The organism is Pseudomonas sp. FME51 (assembly GCF_014897305.1).
The window spans coordinates 17,024-39,222 of the sequence record NZ_JABUYN010000014.1; the positions used below are offsets into that span (position 1 = coordinate 17,024).

The window sequence follows — 22,199 nt, forward strand, 5'->3', positions numbered from 1 at the left end:
ATACTCCTCATCCTGCTATCAAAATAGGACTGATTGATGCGTAACTACCTGATCCATATAAATAAAATTATTTTCATGATGCTGTTCATTGCCACTCACTCCGCTGCCGACGGTTTACCTGATGAGCTGCTGAACGCGCCCATACACCTTATCTCAGGAGAGACTGTCAGCTTGGCCGAATACAAAGGTGAAAAGCCTGTGTATTTGAAGTTTTGGGCAACCTGGTGCCAGCCATGCCGCCAGCAGATGCCGCACTTCGAGCATGTCCAGGAAAAATATGGCGACGAGATTGAAGTCATCGGCATAAACCTGGGCCTCAATGATGACCTGCGTGCGGTACAAGACACGATTGCAGAATTTGGATTAACGATGCCGATGGCCATTGATGAAGGTGGTGATCTGGCCCAGAAATTCCGCCTTATCGGTACGCCTTACCATCTTTTATTTGATAAGCAGATGAACCTGATTCATCTGGGGCATGAAGCCGATTCCTCACTGGATAATAAGATTGACCTGGTTTCCCGAAGCCTGTCGGAGAAAGACAAGATAATTGACTCGTCCGTGTTGAATGAGGACGAACCTGATATATCGATCGATACCAATGATGGTGATGTACATGCTCTGTTTTTCACTGCCACCTGGTGTGATTGGTATTTGAAAGAAACGCGGCCAGTGTCCGCTGAGCGCTGCGCTGCAGCGCAAAACACAATAAATTCTGTTTTCAAGGAAACCGCCGATATCTCCTGGCTTGGTGTGATAAATCGCTTGTGGACTGGCGATGAAGACATGGCGGAATACAGAAGAAAATATTCAATAGCGCATTCAATGCAGATAGACAAAAGCAATCGCTTGTTTCATAAATACGATATCCATGACCTCCCAACACTTTTAATCATTAAAAATGATGCGGTCGTGGCTCGGGTCACTGATTTTTCTGACGAAAACAAGATTGTCAGTGAACTGAAAAGCTATGAAAAATAAGGGTGGAGTTTCCCCACTCATTGCGCTACTACAAAGGACTTGAATACGTACCGTGAAGAAAATTTTACTTGTTCTGGCCTTTGCCTTTGGCCTGTTCCAGCTCCAGCAGGGTGGGCATCTCGATGCCTTTATCGATGGCGCCGGCTTTACTCAGTCTGGCTCCGCCAGCCACTCGCAGCTGTCGGCACAGGACCAGCAGCTGTACAACACGCTGGAGCGGATCAGTCGGAAGGGGCCATTTCCCTACCAGCGTGATGGCATCACCTTTGAAAATCGGGAGCGGCTGTTGCCGATCAAGCCGAGGGGGTACTACCGGGAATACACGGTGGACACGCCGGGCTTATCACACCGCGGCCCACGGCGAGTGGTGACAGGTGGCAATCCGCCTGTGGAGTTCTATTACACGGAGGATCATTACCGTTCCTTCACCCGCATCAAGGGGCATTGAGATGAGCACAGCAGCCAGCCAGCCAGCGGCCATCACCTGGCAGCCAAGGGGCCAGCTTGATCAACTGGCCATCGCGCTGGATGCAGGTAACAAGCTGAACAAGTCGACCCTGTTGCGGGCGCTCAGCGAGTCTTTCCGTTTTCCGGATTATTTCGGTGAGAACTGGGATGCAGCCTATGACCTGTTGCTTGATGAGGTGGATCAGTTAGTAGAGCCTGCACTCTGGCGTTTTTCAATTGATGGCGCGGCGGAGGTGGATAAGGCTGATCTGGCGGACTGGATTCAGTTGATGACGGACCTCTGTGCTTATGCTAAGTCCCGTGAGCATGGATTGCGGGTGGAGATATACAGTGATGCAGAGGTCGAATGACTCGACTCCGGAACGGACTCCGCTCCCTTTCGTCGGTTGAGGTGGCACGCAAGGCTAAAAGCTCTTGCCTGAACTCCTTTGGCCCCGTCGCATGAAGTGCGTAGCTTGGAAGCCGCCCGGTTAACCGGGCAGCTTCGATTGGGGGTTGCTTTAACTGACGCTGAAAGTGCTGAGAGCACTTATCGTTTTATTGGCGTACGTACTTGGGCGAGCGAGGCCCGTGCAGCACGCCATTAGGCATATCAGCTGACAGCAGTCTTGTACTGGTTATTCCAGCAATCTGGTAACTGCGGTCGGTAATGGAATTGGCTATCTGATCTACAAGAGCTTGCACCAGGATGCCCACTAGCCCACCGCCGGAATTGCTGCCTTGCTCGGTACTGGATGCAGTAGCTGCGCCTTTCCACAGCAATTGACCACTGCGCATATCTACCAGGGACGCTTCGGCAGTGACCCGAGTGTCACTCGCTATCAGTTGGTAGCTGGTACCGTACTGGTTGATGGTGATGTACAGCGCGGCATCAGCACCGAAGACAGTCTGTAGCTTGTCCAGCGTTAAGCCGTGAATGTCTTCCGGGTTGACCATGCCGTTTTCGCGGAAGGTTTCATCTACTACTGCCACTGGCAGTACGTAGTAACCCGACTCCGCCAACGGGTAGGTAACTTGGGACAGGAAGCTGTAGCTGGCTTTGGTATCCAGCGTTCGGTTGACTGGCGGTAGCACTAGAATCGAACGTGGATTGCTTTCGCGGAAGGCGGAATAATCGTAGGGTGTCGGTGTGGCGCACCCGGCGAGTAAGGTGGTCATGCAAACCATCAGGAGGGCGCTGATTCTCATCATCACGGCATATCCTTCTGCGCTTTGAGAATGTAGTCCATAAAGTGTGTGGACTCAGGGAACAGTGCTTTCTCGGCGGCAAACTGCACACGTGCATCTTGTTCGCGCCCAGTATTGAAATACAACATGCCAAGGTGGGCATGCAGGCCTGGAGGTACACTGACCCCGCCTGCCTGGGCTTTTTCCACGGCTGCTTCGAGTATCTCAACCTGCTCAGTTAAATTGGCAGTGTCTGCCTGGTAATGCTGATAGACAGACGGCTGATAGCTATCCCACTGATAAAGCTTCGGGGGTGTCTGGACACAGCCAGTGGCCAGTGTGACCAGCAATAGCAGGCCACCGGTTTTGATCATGGTGTTCACGTTGCTTCCTTGTGTTTAGGGGGCAGGGCGCCATGCGCCGCTTTCCATGCCAGTTACCAAGTTGTTGACGGCCTCTCTAATTGCCAGATCGAGCACCTTGCCATTGAGCGTGGCGTCATAGCCTGCAGTACCACCGAAGCCGATCACTTCCCGATTGGAGAGTTCATACTCACCGGCACCTTGTACAGAGAATGTCACTTCAGAGGTGTGCACATTCACCACGTTAAGCGCGACTTTGGCATAGGCGACCTGGGTCATGCCGCGGCCCAGAATGCCGAACAGTTGTTGATCACCAACTACCTTGCGGCCAAACTCGGTGACATCCCCGGTAATGACAAAAGAAGCGCCTTTCAGGGCCTGCTGTTGACCGCTGATCCCGGCTTCGGCACGTATTTCTTCCATATTGGTGCGATCCAGTACATTAAAACGATTGGTCTGCTGCAGGTGGGTAACTAGTGTGGTCTTTGCCTGATTGCCGAGGCGATCGACTCCATCGGAGAAAATTCCCCGCTGGTAGCTTGAGCGGTTATCAAACTTCCCCACCGCGATCTGGTTACGCTGTCCCTGATACTGGCTGCCATAGCTGGCTACCTTGGGTACTTCCAGTGTGCGCGAACTTTCCGTGGCACAACCTGCGAGCATAATTAATGTGCAAAAGGCAGCAATGGCGGCCATATTTTTATTCATTCGGGCGAGTCCCTTCAAGTAACGGAGTTGGCTGTGATGAGGCGGGCTGAAGATTAATTGATATTGATGTGGCATTACAACATGCAAAGCAAGAATCACCGGGGGCAGCCAGAACGGATCTTGTCCCGTGAGCAGACTGGTGCCACTGGGTGACGAGGGGCCGCGAAACAGATACCCCCCTTCTCCTGACCTGGGAGAGGGGGGAAGTCATCAAACCTCTACTACTGTGGCCTCGGGTGCGTGCTTCTTGACGGACTCGATGCCATTGTCGCGGGAGGCAACGGCTTCATAAAGCTGGCTGGTACCAATGACCTGATGGTTTGCCGCTTTCAGATTGAACATGAACTTGCCTGAGTTGGACTGCTTGCGCTCGTAGCGACTGTCATCCGAAGCATTGCTTTTGATCGATTCGACTCCGTTCATGCAGCTGGCTTTGGTTTTGTACCCTTCACTGGCAAGGATGCTCTGCCCATTGGACGCATTGAGTCGGAAGCGGTATTCCCCAGCCTTGTCCTGATAGACCTCAAATTTACCTGCCATATTGCTCTCCTGGAATAATGAGCCGCAGCATATGCCGGCTCGCTGTGCTCAATCATTAAAGCTCAGGATTTGCCGCTGCGCTAATCCGAGGAGAAAAAGGCATTGGCATCGTCGTTATACCCCTCGCTCGTTATTCCATATCAACACATGCAGCTGCGGTAGTATCCGGGGCCGATACCAGCGGTCGGCGGTTACCCGCTCCACCAGCCAGCGTAACTGGGTGTTCAGCGCTTCCACGTCGGTCTCGCGTTCCGGCTGCTCGGGAGTAGCCGGTGCGGTGTTGCAGGGTTGCAGGTACAGCGGCAGTTGTGGGTAGTCGGCGGACAGCGCTTTTGCCCATTGGTAATCCGCCTCGTCGGCTATCACCAGTTTGAGACTGGCCTTGGTATCGGACCCGGCAGCAGTCAGGCAGGCCTCGAAACGCTCCCGGCGAAAGGGCATGTCCGAGGAGGGTGGCTTGGGGCTGAGGGTGAGGTGGTCGAGCTTATTGAACCAGGTTTGGGCCTTGCTGCCTTGAGTTTCCATGGCGAAGCTGTGGCCTTGCTGGTGACCGAGCTGTAGCAGTTCGTCGAGCGGCTGCAGCGCCGGGTTGCCGCCAGAGAGTGTTACCAATATGGGCTCGCCGCCACTCAGCCGGTTCACCTCGGACAGGATTGCTTCGGCGCTCATGCTCTGCCAATCCTTCTTGAAACGTGGCTCCACCGCATAGAGGGTGTCGCACCAGCTGCAGCGAAAATCGCAGCCGCCGGTGCGCACAAAAACGGTGGGCAAGCCGATCAGCGCTCCCTCACCCTGAATTGTGGGGCCGAAGATTTCACTGATGGCAATCATGGTCGGTATTCCGCCCAGGTCTTGGGCGTTTCCGATACCGCTATTGCACTCACTTCAGGCCAGCGAACCTGGGCCCATTCGTACAAGTGTCTGGCCAGACGCTCGGCGGTGGTGCATTCGTCCCCCAGCACTTCGTTCAGATGGCGGTGATCCAGCTCGGCGTCGATGTAGTCCTTGAACGCCTTGAGTTCCAGGTAGTCGCGGACGAAGCCGTATTGGTCAAGGCTTTCGCTCTTCAGCTCAAGCACCACCACATAGTTGTGGCCATGCAGACGGGCGCAGGGGTGTCCCTCGGGCATCTGCTTGAGTTGATGGGAGGCGGAGAAGTGAAACTCTTTCTTTATGGTGTACATGGCTTCACCCTCGAGACTGCTTCCTGCCAGTATTGCTGGTCTTGATAAGGTGTGGGATCGGTCACGTCGGCCAGCACCATGGCTTCGATGCGCTCCACGCAGGTACCGCAGCGGCCGCAGTGCAGATCGCCGCCTTCGTAGCAGGACCATGTATCGGAGATGGGCACCGAAAAGCGCGCCGCGTCACGGGCGATCGCGGTCTTATCCGCGTCGACGTAGGGGGCGAGTAGTGCGACGTCAGCCACACCCTCCAGTGCTTTGCTCTGCATCTCGCCAAACAGGCGGATGAAGTCGGGGCGGCAGTCGGGATAGATGAAGTGATCGCCGCCGTGTACCGCCAGGGCCACGGTGTCGAGACCGCGGGCAGCGGCCACACCGAAGGCGATGGTGAGCATGATGGCGTTGCGGTTGGGCACCACCGTCACTTTCATGTTCTCTTCGGTGTAGTGACCGTGTGGCACAGCGATGTCGTCGGTCAGGGCCGAGCCCGACAGTTGGCGGCCGATATGGCCGATATCCATTACCACATGGGGCACCGCGAGTCGCTCGGCGGCGAGGCGGGCGGCATCGATTTCTTTGCGGTGGCGCTGACCGTAGTCGAAGGTCAACAGGGTGCCGAGGGACTGCTCCGCCGCCAGCCGGTAGGCGAGCGTCACGGAGTCGAATCCGCCGGAGCAGATCAATAATGCGTTCATAGGTTTCCTTGTTTTTTCCGGGTAGGCTGCGACCGGGTGAAGCGGAGAGCATTGTAACGGCCGGAACCATCTTGTCCAAGGTAATGGAGAGAAAACGCACTTCGTCGCTGTTTCCGTTCACGTGGCAGAGTCAACCATCAGGCCGCTGCCTGAAAAGGGTACACTGCGGTGCAATACCCATCGGCAATGCAAGCGATACTGATGATGAGCACTTGTACCTCCGTCCTGACCACCCTGGCAGGCCGTAACATTCTCTTTGTGATGGCGGACAAGGCCGAGTACGGCCCGCACCTCCAGCAACGCTTTACTCCGCTGATGACCGGCATAGGTCCGGTCGAGGCGGCGGTACAGCTCACAGCGGCGCTGGCTGCTCTGGCCCTGCGGGGGAGTCTGCCTGATCTGGTGGTGTCGTTGGGCTCGGCTGGAAGCCGGGTGCTGGAACAGACCGAGGTCTATCAGGCGACGTCGGTTGCCTACCGCGACATGGACGCCAGCGCGCTGGGCTTTGATAAGGGAGTCACGCCTTTTCTCGCGCTGTCGGCGACTGTGCCGTTGCCGCTGCGGATTCCTGGTCTACCGGAAGCGACGCTCTCCACCGGCGCCAACATTGTGTCGGGCCCAGCTTATGACGCCATCTCTGCCCAGATGGTGGACATGGAGAGCTACGCTTGCCTGCGCGCCTGCATGCATTTTGATGTGCCGCTTATCGCGTTGCGCGGTATTTCGGATGGCAAGGCGGAACTGCATCACGTCGATGACTGGACGGAGTATCTTCATGTCATCGATGAGAAGCTGGCTGCGGCTGTCGATCTGATGGCCGCGGGCTTACCAGTGGTGAGTTCAACTCATATTGCTCGGCCAGCCTGTTGAACAGGTCCACTGGCAAACCTTGGGCTCCTGTGGGGCCTCTTACCGGGAGGGAGTACCGCCACCCTGCGGTGCTCGCTTGCTCATACGCTTGACGACATCGGTGCCCCCGCCAACGCCCGATACACATTTACCATCGCCAACACCATGGCTGTCTGACTCTGCACCAGATTGTCACGCATGGCGGTCAGTTCCTGCTCCGCTGCCAGCAGTTCGAAGTAGCCGATAAAGCCCTGGTCGTAACGGTCCCGCGCCTGCTCCACGGCCTGGGTGGCGGCGTCGGTGGCGCTTTGCAGCAAGGCCGTGCGTTCGTGCGATTGCTGGTAGCGCAGCAGCCAGGTTTCTGTTTCCTCCAGTGCCAGCAGCACTGTCTGCCGGTAGTCGGCGAGCAGTTCTGCATAGCGGGCGTCGGCGGCGTCTACGCGTGATTGAACCATGGCGCGGTCGAGGAAGGACCAGTCGATACCCAGGGCGACACGGCCGGTCTGTGCGCCGGCGGTAAAGAGATCCGAGCCGGTACCGGCCAGCGAGCCGAGCAGGGCACCGAGGGTGAAGCGCGGGAACAGGTCGGCGGTGGCGATGCCAATACGCGCGCTGGCTGCTGCCATCCGCCGTTCAGCGGCCTGGATATCGGGGCGTCGGCGCAGTACGTCGCCAGGGCTGCCGGCGGCGATGGATGGGCGGTTGTCCGGGAGATCCGCAGCTACTTCAAGCAGGGATACCAGGGCGGTGGGCGTCTGGCCGGTCAGTACCGCGATGCGGTGCATGGCGGCACCGATATCGGCTTTGAGTTGGGGAATCTCTGCCCGGGTGGCATCCAGTTGGGCGCGGGCCCGTACCTGATCGAACAGGGTGCCGCGGCCGGCTTCCAGTCGTGCACTGACGATATCCAGCGATGCCTGCTGCAGGCTGACGTTCTCCTCAGCTACCCGCAGTTGCTGTTGCAGGCCGCGCAGCTGGAAGTAACTGCTGGCCATCTGGCCAGCGAGCGCTACCTGCAGAGTCTGTTGGTCTGCACCGGCGGCCTGCAGTTCTGCTGCGCTGGCCTCGGTAGCGCGGCGCAGTCGGCCGAATAGGTCCAGCTCCCAGCTGAGCGCGACACCGGCCTGATATGACTCCACACGCTCCTGATCCGGCCGGGTGCGCTCCACTTCCGCGAGGCGTTGGCCGGCCACGCCAGCACCGGCGGTTACGCTGGGTAATTGGTCGCGGCGCGAGCCGCGCAACAGGGCTTCTGCTTCCTGATAGCGGGCCAGTGCCGCTTGCAGGCTCAGGTTGGAGCTCATGGTCTGTTCGATCAGCCTGGCCAGGATGGGGTCGTCGAAGCCTTGCCAGAACAGCCGGTCGTTGTTGGTGGAGCTGATCGTTGGTGCGCTCTGATCATTGGAAAACTGCTCCAGTTGCACTGGCCCCGGTGATTGATAATCCGGGCCGACCGCGCAGGCGCTGGCCAGCGCGGCCATGGCGAAGATACCTGCCAGCTTATTCATACGACTCTCCTCCCAATGCTGCTTCTGACTCTTTTTTCGGCTCTCCGACAGGCGTATCTCCCTTAGCAAAACGCTTGGCCAGGGTCCGCAGGGCGACGTAGAACACCGGTGTCAGCAGCAGGCCGAACAGGGTCACGCCGATCATTCCGGTGAACACCGTAATGCCCATGGCGTTACGCACCTCGGCACCGGCGCCGGTGGCCAGTACCAACGGCACGACGCCAGCGATAAAGGCGACCGAGGTCATGATGATCGGGCGTAGGCGCAGACGGCTGGCTTCCAGCGCGGCGCTGATGGTGTCGCGGCCCTGCAGTTCCAGCTCCCGGGCAAACTCGACGATCAGGATGGCGTTCTTGCACGCCAGGCCCATCAGCACTACCAGGCCGACCTGCACAAAAATGTTGTTGTCGCCGCCGACCAGCCACACGCCAAACAGCGCAGCGAGCAGACACATCGGTACGATCAGGATCACCGCCAGTGGCATTACCCAGCTTTCATACAGCGCGGCGAGCACCAGGAACACCAACAGCAGAGCCACCGGGAAGACCACCATGGCGGCATTGCCCTGGGTAACCTGCTGGAAGCTCAGGTCGGTCCATTCCAGTGACATGCCTGCTGGCAATACCTCTTCCGCAACGCCCATGACGGCGGCAAGCGTCTGCGCCGAAGACAGCAGGCCGGGGTCGGACTGGCCAATCAGGTCCGCCGCCGGGTAGCCGTTGTAGCGGATCACCGGGTCCGGCCCGAAGCTTTCGCGCAGGGTGACCATGGTATTGAGCGGCACCATCTGGTTATTGGCGTTGCGCGTATACAGGTGGTCGATGTCGCTGGGGTTATCACGGAACTGCGCATCCGCCTGGGCCATGACCCGGTAGGTGCGACCGAACAGGTTGAAGTCGTTGATGTACTGAGAGCCGAAGTACAGCTGCAGGCTACCGAACAGGTCATCCAGCCGCACCCCCTGGGCCTTGGCCTGGATACGATCCACATCTGCATCCAACTGGGGAACGTTGGCCTGGTAGGAGCTGAACGGGTAGAACATGCCCGGTGTTTCACTCAGCGCCAGCGCCAGATCATTGGTGGCGGTTTGCAGTTCGCCATAACCGGCGCCGCGTCGATCCTGTACGTAGAGCGAATACCCCGAGCCTGCGCCCAGCCCGAACACCGGTGGCGGCATGAAGGTAATGGCGAAGCCTTCGTTGACGTCGGCCAGTTTGGCGTTGATCTCATCAGATATTTCCTGGGCGGTGCGGTCGCGGTCGGCGAAGTCATCGAACACCATGAACACCGTACCGACGTTCGGCGTGTTGGTGCCTTGCAGCGCGTTGAAGCCGACAAAGGCCAGGGCATCGGCGACGCCTTCAGTTTCCAGCGCCAGCTCACTGACCCGCCGCGCAACGGCTTCGGTACGATCCAGCGAGGCGCCTTCAGGCAGACGAATACTGCCGATCAGGTAGGTTTTGTCCTGGGTGGGGATAAAACCGCCGGGCACCTGGGTAAACATGAATGCGGTGCCGCCCAGCAGCAACAGATACACCCCGAACACCCAGCCACGACGACTCAGGCTGTGACCGACCAGTGATTCATAGCGCTGCGCGTTGCGCAGAAAAAAACGGTTGAAGGGGCGGAAGATCCAGCCAAACAGGCGATCAATGACCCGCGCCGGCAGATCCGGCGCTGCCCCGTGGGGTTTCAACAGAGCTGCTGCCAGAGCGGGCGACAGGGTCAGGGAGTTGATCGCTGAGATCACCGTGGCAATTGCGATGGTCATGGCGAACTGGCGGTAGAACTGGCCGGTGATGCCGTCCAGAAAGGCCATGGGCACGAATACCGCGCAGAGCACGAGACTGATGGCGACGATGGGCCCGCTCACTTCGCGCATCGCCTGATGCGCCGCGGCCAATGGTGCCAGACCTTCTTCGATATTACGTTCGACGTTTTCCACCACCACGATGGCGTCGTCCACCACGATGCCAATCGCCAGCACCATGGCGAACAGGGTCAGGGTATTGATGGAAAAGCCCATCAGCAGCAGGACGGAGAAGGTACCAACGATGGACACCGGCACGGCTAGCAGGGGGATCAGCGAGGCGCGCCAAGTCTGCAGAAACAGGATCACCACCAGCACCACCAGCGCGACGGCCTCCAGCAGAGTCATGATCACGGCCTTGATGGAGGTGCTGACGAACACGGTCGGGTCGTAGGCAATCTCCCAGCTCAGGCCCTCGGGAAAGTCTTCGGCCAGCTCGGCCATTTTGGCCCGTATCGCCGCAGAGACTTCCAGCGAGTTGGAACCGGGTGCCTGAAAGATCGGTAGGGCAACGGCCTGGCGGTTATTCAGCAGCGCCCGCAACGCATCCTGCGAGGCAGCCAGCTCAACCCGTGCCACGTCTCTCAGCAAAGTCACCTCACCTTGCTCACCGGTTTTCAGTACGATGTTCTCGAACTCTTCGACCGACTCCAGACGGCCCTTGGCGTTGATGGAGATCAGCAGGTCGGAGCCATTCGGCATGGGCGGTGCGCCGATCTGGCCGGCCGATACCTGAATATTCTGTTCACGGACCGCAGCGCTGATATCGCCCGCAGTGACGCCCAACGCGGCGGCTCGCTGCGGGTCGATCCACAGGCGCATGGCGTAGTCACCGGAGCCAAACAGACCGGCCTGGCCGACGCCGGGGATACGCGCCAGTTCGTCGCGGATATGCAGGACCGCGTAGTTGCGGATGTAGGTGGCGTCCAGGCTGTCGTCCGGCGAGGTGAGGTGCACCGCCATCATCAGGGTGGGCGACTGCTTCTGGGTGGTCACACCGAGCTGGCGCACGTCTTCGGGCAGGCGCGGCAGCGCCTGGGAGACGCGGTTCTGTACCTGCACCTGGGCCTGATCCGGGTCGGTGCCCAGGGCGAAGGTCACGGTCAGCGCCAGACTGCCGTCACTGCCGGCCACCGATTTCATGTAGATCATGTCCTCGACGCCGTTGATGGCTTCTTCCAATGGCGTGGCCACGGTCTCGGAAATGGTCTTGGGGTTGGCGCCCGGGTAGCTGGCGCTGACCAGTACGCTGGGCGGCACCACCTCCGGATACTCGCTGACCGGCAGCAGCGGAATGCTGATCAGCCCGACCACGAAGATGATGATCGACAGCACCGAAGCGAAGATCGGTCTGTCCACAAAGAAACGCGAAAAATTCACGGCAACAGCCTCCCGGAACGCATCCGGGAGACGCGCCCGTATCAGTTAATTGAAAAATGCAGGCGGGGTCGGGGCGTTACGGCACCGTGGCCACTACCATGGGCGCCGGATCGGGGCGCATCGCTACCCGCTGGGGCAGCACTTCCATGCCGGGGAAGGCGATCTTCTGCAGGCCGTTGACCACCACCCGCTCGCCTTCGCTCAGACCGGCGGTAATGACCAGCAGCTTGCCCACCCGGCGGCCGGTTTCCACGGTGCGCCGCTCTACCTTGTTGTCGTCACCCAGTACATACAGGTAGCGGCGATCCTGGTCGGTCAGCACCGCCTTCTGATCCACCAGCAGGGCAGCGGAGGCGTTGGCCACCGGCATTTCCACCCGGGCAAACTGACCGGGACGCAGCTTGCCGTCGGGGTTGGCTACCTGGGCGCGGTACTGCAGGGTGCCGGTGCGTGCGTTGTACTGGTTGTCGACGAAGTCCAGTTGGCCACGGTAGGGGAAGTCCTGCTGGCCCGACAGCCCGATACGTACCGGTACAGCCTGACCGTGGGGATTGTCCTGCGCGGTCTGCTGATCACTTTCGAAATACACATACAGCGGATCAACTGAGACGAGAGTTGCCAGCAGGGTGGCATCGATGGTCGCCAGGTTGCCACGGGTTACCTCGGCGCGGCCGATACGGCCACTGACCGGCGCTTTGATCTGGGTGTATTCCAGATCCAGTTGGGCGCTTTGCAGTGCCGCAGCTGCGGAATTCACTGCGGCCTGGGCCATGGTCTTCGCCGCATTGCGCTGTTCGAACTCTTCGCGGGAGATCGCCCGGCGCTCCCATAACTGTTCGGAGCGGGCCGCCTCGCTGCTGGCCAGCGTCAACTGGCTGCGCATGCGTGCCAGTTCGGCCTCGGCCAGTTGCACGTGGGCTTTATAAGGGCGTGGGTCGATGACGAACAGCACGTCGCCTTCGCTGACCAGTTCGCCTTCTTCGAAGTTGACCTGATCAATGTACCCGCTGACCCGCGGGCGCAGTTCCACGGTTTGGGGTGCTTCGACCCGGCCGCTGAATGCACCCCAGATGGTCACCGGCTCGGCGTTGACCTCGGCCACCTCAACTTCGGGTGGTGGTGGCGTAGCATTATCCTGGGCCTGACCCCGAGCATCGCAGCCGGCCAGGACGAGCAACAGCAGGCCGCCGAGCAGAGCCACTTTGGCTTGATTGAAGGGGATTGCATGCATGGTCTGTTCTCGCTTCCCGTCAGGGATCACTGGTTCAAGTCGTTGGCGCGGGGCGCCTTGGTGGAACGAACATTAAAGCCAGTGTTGTTGTAACGGGTAGCGCGTTACTGTCGCATGATTGCCTGATCCTATTTATAGCGGTTTCGCAATCTTGCGTTTTCCAGCTCTCGAAGCCTGTCAAAACGTGATTGTTTCATCTTTGCAGGGCTTTATACATGATGGCTTGAGCGATCCTGCTGGATTGTTGCCTATTCCTGCAGATCGTCGGCTCGGGGCTTGGGCCTTGTCTGATCCTGTATATACTGCCTTCACTCCCTGGAGGTCTTCCATGCTCAATATTGTCCACTCGCCCCCTGAACTTGCCTCGATACAGCCACCCGCCGAACCCATGTGCCGGCAATTGGCTGATCTGGTCTCATCCAGAATCACCACCGAGGGCATTCACAAAACCATCATTCCCGGTCTGGAGCTGTTTCGCATCGATGCCCCCTCCGGTTGTGTGTCTACCGTGTATGAGCCCTCGTTGTGTGTCATTGCCCAAGGCCGCAAGACGGTGGAGCTGGGCGACCGGGAAATCGTCTATGGCGCGCTCAGCTATATGGTGTCCAGTGTCGACCTGCCGGTGAGGGGGAGAGTGATCGACGCCTCGCCAGAGCAGCCCTACCTGGCGGTAAAGATCAGTATCGATCCGGCAGAGGTAGCTGATCTGGTGTTGCAATTGGGAGATGCCGCGGCGGCCAGAGAGCCAACTGACTGCCCTTATTCAGCCTGCGGCCTGTGCATCGCCCAAGTTGATCTGGGCATCCTCGACGCCATGACCCGGCTGGTGCAGCTACTCGATTCGCCAACCGATGCGAAGGTGCTGGCACCCTTGATTCAACGCGAAATCATCTACCGCGCGCTGGTCGGGGAGATGGGCCCGCGTATGCGCGAATTTGTTTCTGCCGATAGCCAGTCACATCGAATTTCCCGGGTAATTTCCGTGCTCAAGAGCCGTTTTGCCGAGCCGCTGCGGGTGCGCGAGCTGGCGGAAGACGTGAATATGAGTGAGTCAGCGTTGTATCACAGCTTCAAGCAGGTCACGTGCATGTCGCCGGTACAGTTTCAGAAGAAGCTGCGCTTGCACGAGGCGCGGAGGTTGATGCTCAGCGAAGGCCTCGAAGCCGCGACGGCCAGCTATCGGGTCGGCTACGAAAGCCCCTCGCACTTCAGCCGCGAATACAGCCGCATGTTCGGGGCGCCGCCGCGCGCAGACGTCACCAAGCTGCGCCGTGAAACGCGTATAGGGATGCCTGCCTGATCAACGATCAGGCATTCCTGATACCGCCTTTTCTCGCTTTACGCTACGGCGTTACAGTACGACCGCAGCCACACTGTTACTGTCGTAAACCAGTTCCACGTCTACGTCGCCTGCATCCACGCTATCAAACGCCCCGGTCACCGCCTGACCGGAGAGCAGGGTAATCTGCGTGCCGGTCGCAGGGGTGTTTGCGAAGTCCAACTGCAGCGAACCTCCATCGATATAGACGATGCCGCTGGCTTTCACCGGAATGTCATTGCCATCCGTGCTCAGCGACAGGATGCCGGCGTCCATGGTCAGGTTCCCCTCGATCGTCAGCGTACCTTCCACGTCTACTCGCAGGGTACCGTCTTCCACATACAGATCCCCTTCGCCGAAGGCGCTGGTGGAACCGGCTTCCAGGGTGCCGCCTTGCACCAGTGTGCCGCCGGTATAGGTATTCTCACCGGTCAGCACCAGGTGCCCGCTGCCGGCCTTGGTCAGGCGACCTTCGCCGAAAATGTCGTTGCGCCACTGGTCCCGCCGGTTGAAACCATCCTGGCTCGCATCCATGTCGGCCGTGACGTCGCCAATGAAAGCGCCGTAGCCATCCGCTGCGGTGACCAGATCAAGGCGCCCCCAGCCATTGGTGTCGTCCAGTATCGGGTAGCCCGAATCGATCGCGGTGGTGTACAGCACTGCGCGGCGCTGTTCGGCGGTCAGATAGGGCAGGCGGGTGGCCAGCAGCGCTTCGGCACCTTCGGGTACCACAGGGGCCTGACCTGCTTTGGTCTCGTCATGGGGCAAGCCGTAGGTCATGCGGAAGCGGTACAGCTCCTTGTTCAGCTCGTTGTCGTCATACTTGCTGGTATTGAAGACCTCAGTGCGAATGAAGGCACCATCGGTCAAGCCTGCCTCGTTATTCACCGGACGATGGGCGTATTCGTACAGATCCATCTCTTCGGCTGCTGCCATATCACCGAAATACTGCTGCGCGGCCTGGTAGGCGGCTGTGGCGTCGTCGAGAAGGTGCGGCTGGTTGAGCGCATGGGCGGTGACGATCATCGAATGGATACGGCCGCCGATGACATCAACCGGGGAGTGCATGCCGGCAATGATTCGGCTCTCACCCAACAGGGAGGCGCGGGTGAGCATTTCCGAGTAGCGCTGGGGCAGGGCGTAGGCGTAGGCCATGGAAGCGAGGTAGCCGGCATTGGTATGTCCGCTGGGATAGCCGCCATCCTTGCGGCGGTTCTCGGTCTCGATCGTATACAGGCCTTTATCGTAATCGCCTGCGCTGTGCTGACGGCGGGCGCACATCAGGCCGGGGACGACGCTGACGCTGGTGATGTAGGTGTCGATGACGCGGCTGGTTGTTGCTCCGCTGGAATCCATGCACTGGTAGTTCTTGTCGGTGCCGAGATACTCGATCTCGCCGAGGTCGTTCATGCGCCAGGGGCGCGGGGTCGAGAAGATGTATTTAGACGCGTTGGTCGAGGCTGGCGCGCGCTGGCGGAAGGCGTCGACCAGGCGCACCACGGCGCCCAGTTCCGGGGCGTTCTGATTTCCGGCCCAGATGATTCCGTCGTTCACGCCGGATTGAAAGTGCTCGTCCTGCAGAACCTGGCTGACGCTGGGTACCGGAATATCGGTATAGGCGCCGGAGGCTGCTACGTAAGCTTCGGTCAGCGGCCCGAGGCCATCGATGACGCTGTAGTTCTTTGACCGTACGTCATCGAGAAAGGCCAGGATCGCTTCATCATCGGAGCGGGCCCTGGTGACGTCGATCACATATTGAATGTTGGCTTCCCAGGCTGCGGCATCGACGATGGGGTCAGCCAGATAATGGTCTGGACCGTCACCGGATGCGCCTTGCTGGTAATGATCCGAGGTGCCCTGCCATATGGAATTGATACCGTCCAGGAGGTGGGCCATGGGGTTGTCAGCCAATACCCAGCGGGCGGTGCCATCTGCGTTATTGTCCGCAAAGCGGATGGCGGGTAATGGATAGCTGACTTCGGGCAGAGCGACGGTCTGCTCGTTGTCCAGACCGGCAGGCTTGGCAGGTTTTTCAATTGTGACGGGTGAGTGGTCGCTGCTCGAACTGCTGTTTTTACAGGCGGACAGGGAAATGGCGACCGCGATCGCCAAAGCCAGGCGTGCCGGCAGGGCGCCACGCAGGGAGTGGTAGTGCATGAGTGTCTCGCTTTCAGGGCTGGATCAAATGGGTAAGTGACGTGACCGCCTGCTGGAGCGCAGCGATGTGTCTAGCACGGGACTATAGGAAGGTTGTGTTACGTGGCTATTGCAGTTTCAAGGCAGGAGTCAGGGGGATGTAGTCGGGCCATGTTCAGTGCATGGCCCGTTTAGCCGGGAATACCCTCTGCTGAGAGATCCCGGCCGGCAAAAGTGGAACGAGCTTACTCATCCAATAGCATGCGGAACCCGCCATAGATCAGGCGCTTACCATCAAAAGGCATGGGGTTGGCGTCTGGCTGCAAGCGGGGATCCTGCATGACCTTCGCCATGCCGGCATCCCGCACTTCACGGGAGGGCCATTCGATCCAGGCAAAGACCACGGTTTCCTCGGGCTGGCGCTTCACGGCCATGGAAAAGGACGTGGTCTCGCCCTCGGGGACATCGTCACCCCAGCATTCGGTTACCCGCAGTGCGCCATGTTCCTTGAAGACCTCCGCAGCCAGGCGGGCGTGGTGGATATAGGCGTCCTGATTGGCGGTGGGCACCGCTGCGACAAATCCGTCGATATAGTTCATGTTTATCTCCTGTTCCGGTATTCGGGACTGTTCAGTCTTTCGGTGGTAGTTCACGGGTGGGCCGCACTTCGATGCTGCCGAGGCGCGCCGGCGGTATGCGGCTGGCAAGCTGGATCGCTTCGTTCAGGTCATTGGCTTCGAGCAGGTAGAAGCCGGCCAGCTGCTCCTTGGTTTCAGCAAAGGGGCCATCGGTAATCAGCGTCTCCCCGTTGCGCACCCGAACCGTGGTGGCTGTCGTCACCGGTTGCAGTGGCTGACCGGTGACGTACTTGCCCGCAGCGGTCAGCCGCTCGACGCCAGCGATGCATTGCTGATTGAGGTCATGCCACTCCTGCTCGGTCATGGCTTCGATAAGACTCTCCTGGTAGTACACCAGTGCGACATATTTCATGGTGCGTTGACCTCCTCTGGTGGGTAGTTACCTTGAGTCGTGCGGACGAAGAGCAGATCGACAGCCATGTCGATTTTCTGATGAATTTTTTATGATTGGCTGGCGAGTTGCTCTTCCAGTAAGCGCAGCTGTCGCGCTAGAAAGCGTTGTTCCGGCTCCTGAGTCACCAATGTCAGCGCCCGCTGGTAAGCCAATCGGGCCGCTTCGAGGTCGCCTGTGCGGCGCAGCAGGTCGGCGCGCGCCGCATGAAACAGATGGTAATTGAGCACTTCTTTGGTGGAGCTGAGTTGGCCCAGCAGACGCAGCCCCTCCTGTGGCGAGTCGTGCATGGCCACCGCCACTGCGCGGTTGAGAGCTATCACGGCGGAAGGCTGTTGCCGGTGCAGGGCATCGTAAAGCAGAACGATCCGCTTCCAGTTGGTGTCGTTGGCACGCTTGGCGGTGGCATGCTCCGCTGCGATAGAAGCCTGCAGCGTATAGGGGGCGACAGGCGTGAGTTGCAGCGCCCGGGCCAGCCAGTCGAGGCCGAGACGGATATCGGCCTGATGCCAGAGGCTGCGGTCCTGTTGTTCCAGTGTCACCAGTTCACCATCCTGATCCTGGCGGGCATCGCGGCGCGAGTGCTGCAGGTACATCAGGGCGGCGAGCCCGAACACCTCTCCGTGGGGTAGCAGTCGGGCGAGTGATTCGGCCAGCCGGATGGCTTCGTCCACGAGGCTGACATCAAGAATATGTAGCCCTTCGCTACGCGAATACCCCTCATTGAACACCAGGTAGATCACCTTGAGCACGTCGGGCAGCCGTTGCGGCAGTTCATGATTGTCCGGCACCTTGTAAGGGATGCCAGCGTCGCGGATCTTGCGTTTGGCGCGGACGATGCGCTGCGCCACAGTGGCGGGCCGCTGCAGCAGCGCTCGAGCAACCTGCTCGGTAGTGAGGCCGCACATTTCCCGCAGGGTCAGCGCCACTCGGGCTTCCACGGCCAGCGCCGGGTGACAGCAGGTGAACAGCAATCGCAGCAGATCGTCATTGATGGGCGTTTCGTCGGCTTCCACCGTGAGTGGGTCGTCAGGCTCCACCAGATGGGCATGGCGGCGCGCGGTCTGGTTGCGGCGGATCTGGTCTATGCCACGCCGGTGGCCGGTGCTGATTAGCCACGCGGCCGGGTTGTCGGGGATGCCTTCCTGGGGCCATTGCCGTAGGGCAGCGATGAAGGCTTCCTGCAGACACTCCTCGGCCAGATTGAAGTCGTTAAGCAGTCTGATCAGCGTCGCCAGGACCCGACGAGAGTGGTCGCGGTAGATCTGCTCGATAAGTGGCGGGGAAGTGGGAATGACGCTCATGGTGGCAGCTCGGGGTCTCTGGCATCAGATGTATGGAATATCGTCCTATTCGAGAAAGTCGGTCGTCAGCCGCATCAACGCCTGTAGTCGTACCCTTGCTGTTTCTATCCCTGCGACAACTGACCACGCCCTCCAGCCTCCATGTTCCCCGTTGAATTGATATCCATCAAGGGGGCGCGTACCTGCTGAATGTAGCCTGAGCATGAAGCTTGGGAAAGATCAATGCCGACGATAGTTGGATGTTTTTCGCTCTCTCCCGAGCATGTTTCGACTCTGCAGTGGCAGGGTTTCACCTGATCCGGGATCAAATCCATGAGAGCTATTCTTCTCTATTTCTTTACCTTCTGCGCGCTTGTCGGATTGGGTGTGCCGGCATTGGCCGACCACCCCAGTGGCACCGACAACGTGAAATATGTGCCCGATGTGGTCATTACCCTGCGCACCGATATTGCCGATGGCAAGCTGGTCTACATCAGTGAGGCCGGGCCCACCAAGGGTCAGGTGAACCCTGATATCCGGGTGGCAGAAGACACTGTAGTGCAGATCAACATCGTCAACGGCGACGGCGCTCTGCATGATTTTGCCATCCCTGATTTCAATGTGAAATCCGACCAGATCGGCGGCAAGGGTTCGGCGACCGCCGTGGTCTTCCGGGCGAACAAGAGCGGGATTTTCGAGTATCTGTGTTCGCTGCCGGGACACAAGGCGGCGGGTATGTTCGGCAAGATGATCGTGGGTGACGCTCAGGAAACGGCGGCCAGTCAGTTCCCGGATCTGTCGAAAAACCCCAGCGAGGTGGGTGAGCCAGTGGGCAAGCGTGGGCCCAAGGAGCTGACTGTCGATCTGGAAGCCACCGAGGTAGAAGGTCGCCTGAGCGATGGCGCCAGCTACAAGTTCTGGACCTTCAACAATACCGTTCCCGGCCCGATGTTGCGGGTGCGGGTGGGCGATACCGTCAATATCAACCTGAAGAACGCTCCCGATAGCGCGCATATCCATTCGGTCGACTTCCATGCTGTGACAGGCCCCGGCGGCGGCGCCGCAGTGACCCAGGTTGCGCCTGGCCACTCCAAGAGCTTCTCGTTCAAGGCGCTGGCCCCCGGCCTGTATGTCTACCACTGCGCAACACCCATGGTGGCTCAGCACATCACCAACGGTATGTACGGCATGATCCTGGTGGAGCCTGAAGGTGGCCTGTCCAAGGTGGATCGCGAGTACTACGTGATGCAGGGCGAGCTGTATACCGCGCAGCGCCATGGCTCGGCCGGTCTGCAGGAGTTCTCCCTGGACAAGTTGCTCGACGAGCGTCCTGAGCACATGATGTTCAACGGCTCTATGGATGCCCTGTCTGCCACTCACAAGATGGAATCCAACGTTGACGAAACCGTGCGCATTTTCTTCGGTGTCGGCGGCCCCAACCTGGTGTCCAGCTTCCATGTCATCGGCGAGATCTTTGACCGGGTGTACGACCAGGCATCCCTGACCAGCCCGCCGCTGACCGACGTGCAGACCACTCTGGTTCCCCCGGGCGGTGCCACTATGGTGGAGTTCAAGACCGAGTATCCCGGCAAGTACATCCTGGTGGATCACGCGTTGTCCCGCGCCGAGAAAGGGCTGGCCGGTATCCTGACCGTCAATGGCGAGGCAAATGATGAGATTTTCAAGACTCAGGAGAAGATAGACCCGAACAGCGGTCACTGATCGGCCTGCTGTGACCAGCGCCCCGGAGGCAGCAATGCTCCGGGGCGTTTTTTTGAGAAAAATCAGGGGCAGAATTTGCTGTAAACTCGCCTGCTTGATTTAATCTCTACTGCGCCCACGGAGCCGTCACCATGACTTATATCGAAGAATCGCTGTCTTCAGGCGAGAAAATCGAAGCGCTTTTTCCGCTGCACTGGTTCGCTCGAGTGCCTATGTATCTCTGGTTGGTGCTGGCTATTCCTACGCTGGGCCTCACGCTGATTCTCGCGCTCTATGAATACCTCAAGCTGAAGCACCTGGAGCAGGGCGTGACCAATAAGCGCGTCATTCTCAAGCGCGGCATCATCAGCCGCAACACGGAAGAAATGAAGCTGCAGTCAATCGAGACGGTCGAGATTGAGCAGGGTATCGGCGGACGGCTGTTCGGCTACGGTACCGTCAAGATCACCGGCCGAGGTATCAGCGATGTGACCTTCAAGGGGATTGATGATCCCATGCAGGTCAAGCGCGATATCGAAAGTGTCAGCAATCCGCTGGGGTGACTGTGCTCAGGTATCTGAACGGCTACGGTCCTGAGATCAAGCAGCAGGTGCAGCAGCTGATCGACAATGATCAGCTGCGTGCCTGGTTGCAGCGCCGCTACCCGCCGGACAGCGGGCACTCGATCCAGACTGATGCCGCGCTCTACGACTATACCCAGCGCCTTAAACAGCAGCACATGCGCAGCAGTGGGCCGATAAGCAAGGTGTTCTTTGATACGCGCATGCATGTGATCGACAACGCGCTCGGTCAGCATCAGTTCGTCAGCCGCGTGCAGGGCAATAAACTCAAGCGCAAGAACGAAATCAAAGTTTCAGCCTTGCTGAAAACCTTGCCGGAGGCGCTGCTGCGAATGGTCGTAGTGCATGAGCTTGCGCACCTGCGTGAGAAGGAGCATAACAAGGCCTTCTACCAGCTCTGTCAGCATATGCAGGCGGACTACCATCAGTTGGAACTGGATCTGCGGTTGTTTCTTACTTTTCGAGAAATAAATGGGGCAAGTGAGAAGAGCGCCCCTCTTTAGCCGCCTTGAAGGTTCTGGGTTTACAGCTTTAATCAAGGAGTTACCCTGGATGTATGTTCCTAATCACTTTAAGGAAAAAGATACAGAACAGCTCCAGCAATATATTCGCGATTACGGTTTTGGGTTGCTGATCGTTGCCGATGGTGAGGGGATTGAAGCTAATCATGTCCCGTTCCATCTGGTTTCTGGGGATGACGGCTCTCTGGGATATCTTCAGTGCCATCTGGCGCGAAGTAATCCCGTCTGGAAGCGGCTGCAGGAGGGGGCTCGGGTTCTTGTGGTCTTTCAGGGGCCAGATGCATACGTGTCACCAGCATGGTATCCAACCAAGGCAGAAACCGGCCGGGTTGTGCCAACCTGGAATTATCTGGCTATCCATGCCGAGGGCAATGCTCAGCTTGTCCAGGATCCGGCTTGGCTGAAGCAGCACCTGCGGCAGTTAACAGACCAGCATGAGTCTGAAAGGGAAGATCCCTGGTCCGTGGATGATGCGCCATCGGAATTCACTGACCGTTTGGTGCAGGCTATTGTTGGTATAGAGATCAAGATTGAAGCGCTGACAGGCAAGTTGAAGGCGAGCCAGAACCAGCCGGAGCAGAACAGGGTTGGGGTAAGGGCTGGACTTGAAAATGATGCAAAAGGCGCCTGCCAGGCCATGGCAAAACTTATCAGGTAACCCAGGATTGGCTCGCGTGACTGAGGTTTTGGGTCAGAAGAGCACGCAAGCAAACCGTGATGAAAATGAGTGTTCGGGAAATCGGAGGT

Annotated in this window: 23 protein-coding genes; 9 read left to right on the forward strand and 14 right to left on the reverse strand. The window is 58.9% G+C overall.

Going from position 1 to position 22,199, the window contains the following annotated elements; translation table 11 throughout:
* The first annotated feature begins 36 nt into the window (after nucleotides 1–36).
* Genes INT39_RS19150 through INT39_RS19160 form a run of 3 tightly spaced genes read left to right on the forward strand, consistent with a single transcriptional unit; the run spans nucleotide 37 to nucleotide 1,799 of the window.
* Nucleotides 37–981 carry a redoxin domain-containing protein gene (locus INT39_RS19150; protein ID WP_193075590.1) on the forward strand — a complete coding sequence of 315 codons (945 nt, stop codon included), beginning with the start codon at nucleotides 37–39 and terminating at the stop codon, nucleotides 979–981.
* A 52-nt stretch (nucleotides 982–1,033) separates the two neighbouring features.
* Complete coding sequence (locus INT39_RS22865; RefSeq protein WP_319021392.1) at nucleotides 1,034–1,429, forward strand: ribonuclease domain-containing protein; 396 nt, start codon at nucleotides 1,034–1,036, stop codon at nucleotides 1,427–1,429.
* A gap of 1 nt (nucleotide 1,430) precedes the next feature.
* A complete protein-coding gene (locus tag INT39_RS19160; RefSeq protein ID WP_193075591.1) occupies nucleotides 1,431–1,799 on the forward strand; it encodes a barstar family protein in 369 nt (122 codons plus the stop codon).
* A 187-nt stretch (nucleotides 1,800–1,986) separates the two neighbouring features.
* Here the strand turns inward: INT39_RS19160 and INT39_RS19165 are convergent, their stop codons facing one another.
* From INT39_RS19165 to queC, 7 genes are all read right to left on the reverse strand, one after another.
* Complete coding sequence (locus tag INT39_RS19165) at nucleotides 1,987–2,640, reverse strand: DUF799 domain-containing protein (protein WP_193075592.1); 654 nt, start codon at nucleotides 2,638–2,640, stop codon at nucleotides 1,987–1,989.
* Complete coding sequence (locus INT39_RS19170; RefSeq protein ID WP_193075677.1) at nucleotides 2,640–2,990, reverse strand: DUF4810 domain-containing protein; 351 nt, start codon at nucleotides 2,988–2,990, stop codon at nucleotides 2,640–2,642. The genes INT39_RS19165 and INT39_RS19170 overlap by 1 nt, the downstream gene beginning before the upstream one ends.
* 24 nt (nucleotides 2,991–3,014) lie before the next feature.
* Nucleotides 3,015–3,686 carry a CsgG/HfaB family protein gene (locus INT39_RS19175; RefSeq protein ID WP_193075593.1) on the reverse strand — a complete coding sequence of 224 codons (672 nt, stop codon included), beginning with the start codon at nucleotides 3,684–3,686 and terminating at the stop codon, nucleotides 3,015–3,017.
* A 210-nt stretch (nucleotides 3,687–3,896) separates the two neighbouring features.
* A complete protein-coding gene (locus INT39_RS19180) occupies nucleotides 3,897–4,226 on the reverse strand; it encodes a YegP family protein (RefSeq protein WP_193075594.1) in 330 nt (109 codons plus the stop codon).
* Nucleotides 4,227–4,340: 114 nt separating this feature from the next.
* Nucleotides 4,341–5,057 (reverse strand): 7-carboxy-7-deazaguanine synthase QueE, encoded by a 717-nt coding sequence (gene queE / locus INT39_RS19185; RefSeq protein ID WP_193075595.1) that lies wholly within the window; start codon nucleotides 5,055–5,057, stop codon nucleotides 4,341–4,343.
* The gene (gene queD / locus INT39_RS19190; protein WP_193075596.1) at nucleotides 5,054–5,410 is read right to left on the reverse strand and encodes a 6-carboxytetrahydropterin synthase QueD; all 357 of its coding nucleotides are present in this window, start codon (nucleotides 5,408–5,410) and stop codon (nucleotides 5,054–5,056) included. Before queD ends, queE begins: the two co-directional genes overlap by 4 nt.
* Complete coding sequence (queC, locus tag INT39_RS19195; RefSeq protein WP_193075597.1) at nucleotides 5,398–6,105, reverse strand: 7-cyano-7-deazaguanine synthase QueC; 708 nt, start codon at nucleotides 6,103–6,105, stop codon at nucleotides 5,398–5,400. Before queC ends, queD begins: the two co-directional genes overlap by 13 nt.
* 201 nt (nucleotides 6,106–6,306) lie before the next feature.
* Here queC and INT39_RS19200 point away from each other — a divergent pair, with 201 nt between their 5' ends.
* Nucleotides 6,307–6,975, forward strand: a complete 669-nt coding sequence (locus INT39_RS19200) for a 5'-methylthioadenosine/S-adenosylhomocysteine nucleosidase (protein WP_226944903.1) — start codon at nucleotides 6,307–6,309, stop codon at nucleotides 6,973–6,975.
* Nucleotides 6,976–7,055: 80 nt separating this feature from the next.
* Here INT39_RS19200 and INT39_RS19205 read toward each other — a convergent pair whose 3' ends face one another.
* The 3 genes from INT39_RS19205 to INT39_RS19215 form a co-directional block, all read right to left on the reverse strand.
* Entirely contained in the window at nucleotides 7,056–8,462 is a 1,407-nt protein-coding gene (locus INT39_RS19205; protein WP_193075598.1) for an efflux transporter outer membrane subunit, read from the reverse strand.
* Complete coding sequence (locus INT39_RS19210) at nucleotides 8,455–11,652, reverse strand: efflux RND transporter permease subunit (protein WP_193075599.1); 3,198 nt, start codon at nucleotides 11,650–11,652, stop codon at nucleotides 8,455–8,457. Before INT39_RS19210 ends, INT39_RS19205 begins: the two co-directional genes overlap by 8 nt.
* Before the next feature lie 76 nt (nucleotides 11,653–11,728).
* Nucleotides 11,729–12,883: an efflux RND transporter periplasmic adaptor subunit gene (locus INT39_RS19215; RefSeq protein WP_193075600.1), complete on the reverse strand. Its 1,155-nt coding sequence runs from the start codon at nucleotides 12,881–12,883 to the stop codon at nucleotides 11,729–11,731.
* Nucleotides 12,884–13,211: 328 nt separating this feature from the next.
* Between INT39_RS19215 and INT39_RS19220 the strand changes: the two genes are divergently transcribed.
* Nucleotides 13,212–14,183 carry an AraC family transcriptional regulator gene (locus tag INT39_RS19220; RefSeq protein ID WP_193075601.1) on the forward strand — a complete coding sequence of 324 codons (972 nt, stop codon included), beginning with the start codon at nucleotides 13,212–13,214 and terminating at the stop codon, nucleotides 14,181–14,183.
* Between the two features lie 51 nt (nucleotides 14,184–14,234).
* Here the strand turns inward: INT39_RS19220 and INT39_RS19225 are convergent, their stop codons facing one another.
* The 4 genes from INT39_RS19225 to INT39_RS19240 all read right to left on the reverse strand — a co-directional run bounded on the left by INT39_RS19225 (nucleotide 14,235) and on the right by INT39_RS19240 (nucleotide 18,670).
* The gene (locus INT39_RS19225; RefSeq protein ID WP_193075602.1) at nucleotides 14,235–16,358 is read right to left on the reverse strand and encodes a phosphatase PAP2 family protein; all 2,124 of its coding nucleotides are present in this window, start codon (nucleotides 16,356–16,358) and stop codon (nucleotides 14,235–14,237) included.
* Between the two features lie 224 nt (nucleotides 16,359–16,582).
* Entirely contained in the window at nucleotides 16,583–16,936 is a 354-nt protein-coding gene (locus INT39_RS19230) for a DUF1428 domain-containing protein (RefSeq protein WP_193075603.1), read from the reverse strand.
* A gap of 31 nt (nucleotides 16,937–16,967) precedes the next feature.
* The gene (locus INT39_RS19235) at nucleotides 16,968–17,327 is read right to left on the reverse strand and encodes a YciI family protein (protein WP_193075604.1); all 360 of its coding nucleotides are present in this window, start codon (nucleotides 17,325–17,327) and stop codon (nucleotides 16,968–16,970) included.
* 89 nt (nucleotides 17,328–17,416) lie between these two features.
* On the reverse strand, nucleotides 17,417–18,670 hold the full coding sequence (locus tag INT39_RS19240; RefSeq protein WP_193075605.1) for an RNA polymerase sigma factor: 1,254 nt from the start codon (nucleotides 18,668–18,670) through the stop codon (nucleotides 17,417–17,419).
* A gap of 312 nt (nucleotides 18,671–18,982) precedes the next feature.
* On the opposite strand from INT39_RS19240, the gene nirK reads away from it, so the two are divergent.
* The 4 genes from nirK to INT39_RS19260 all read left to right on the forward strand — a co-directional run bounded on the left by nirK (nucleotide 18,983) and on the right by INT39_RS19260 (nucleotide 22,110).
* On the forward strand, nucleotides 18,983–20,371 hold the full coding sequence (nirK, locus tag INT39_RS19245) for a copper-containing nitrite reductase (protein WP_193075606.1): 1,389 nt from the start codon (nucleotides 18,983–18,985) through the stop codon (nucleotides 20,369–20,371).
* Nucleotides 20,372–20,502: 131 nt separating this feature from the next.
* On the forward strand, nucleotides 20,503–20,913 hold the full coding sequence (locus tag INT39_RS19250; RefSeq protein WP_193075607.1) for a PH domain-containing protein: 411 nt from the start codon (nucleotides 20,503–20,505) through the stop codon (nucleotides 20,911–20,913).
* A complete protein-coding gene (locus INT39_RS19255; protein WP_193075608.1) occupies nucleotides 20,910–21,434 on the forward strand; it encodes a M48 family metallopeptidase in 525 nt (174 codons plus the stop codon). Before INT39_RS19250 ends, INT39_RS19255 begins: the two co-directional genes overlap by 4 nt.
* 49 nt (nucleotides 21,435–21,483) lie before the next feature.
* Complete coding sequence (locus INT39_RS19260; RefSeq protein WP_193075609.1) at nucleotides 21,484–22,110, forward strand: FMN-binding negative transcriptional regulator; 627 nt, start codon at nucleotides 21,484–21,486, stop codon at nucleotides 22,108–22,110.
* The last annotated feature ends 89 nt before the right edge of the window (nucleotides 22,111–22,199 follow it).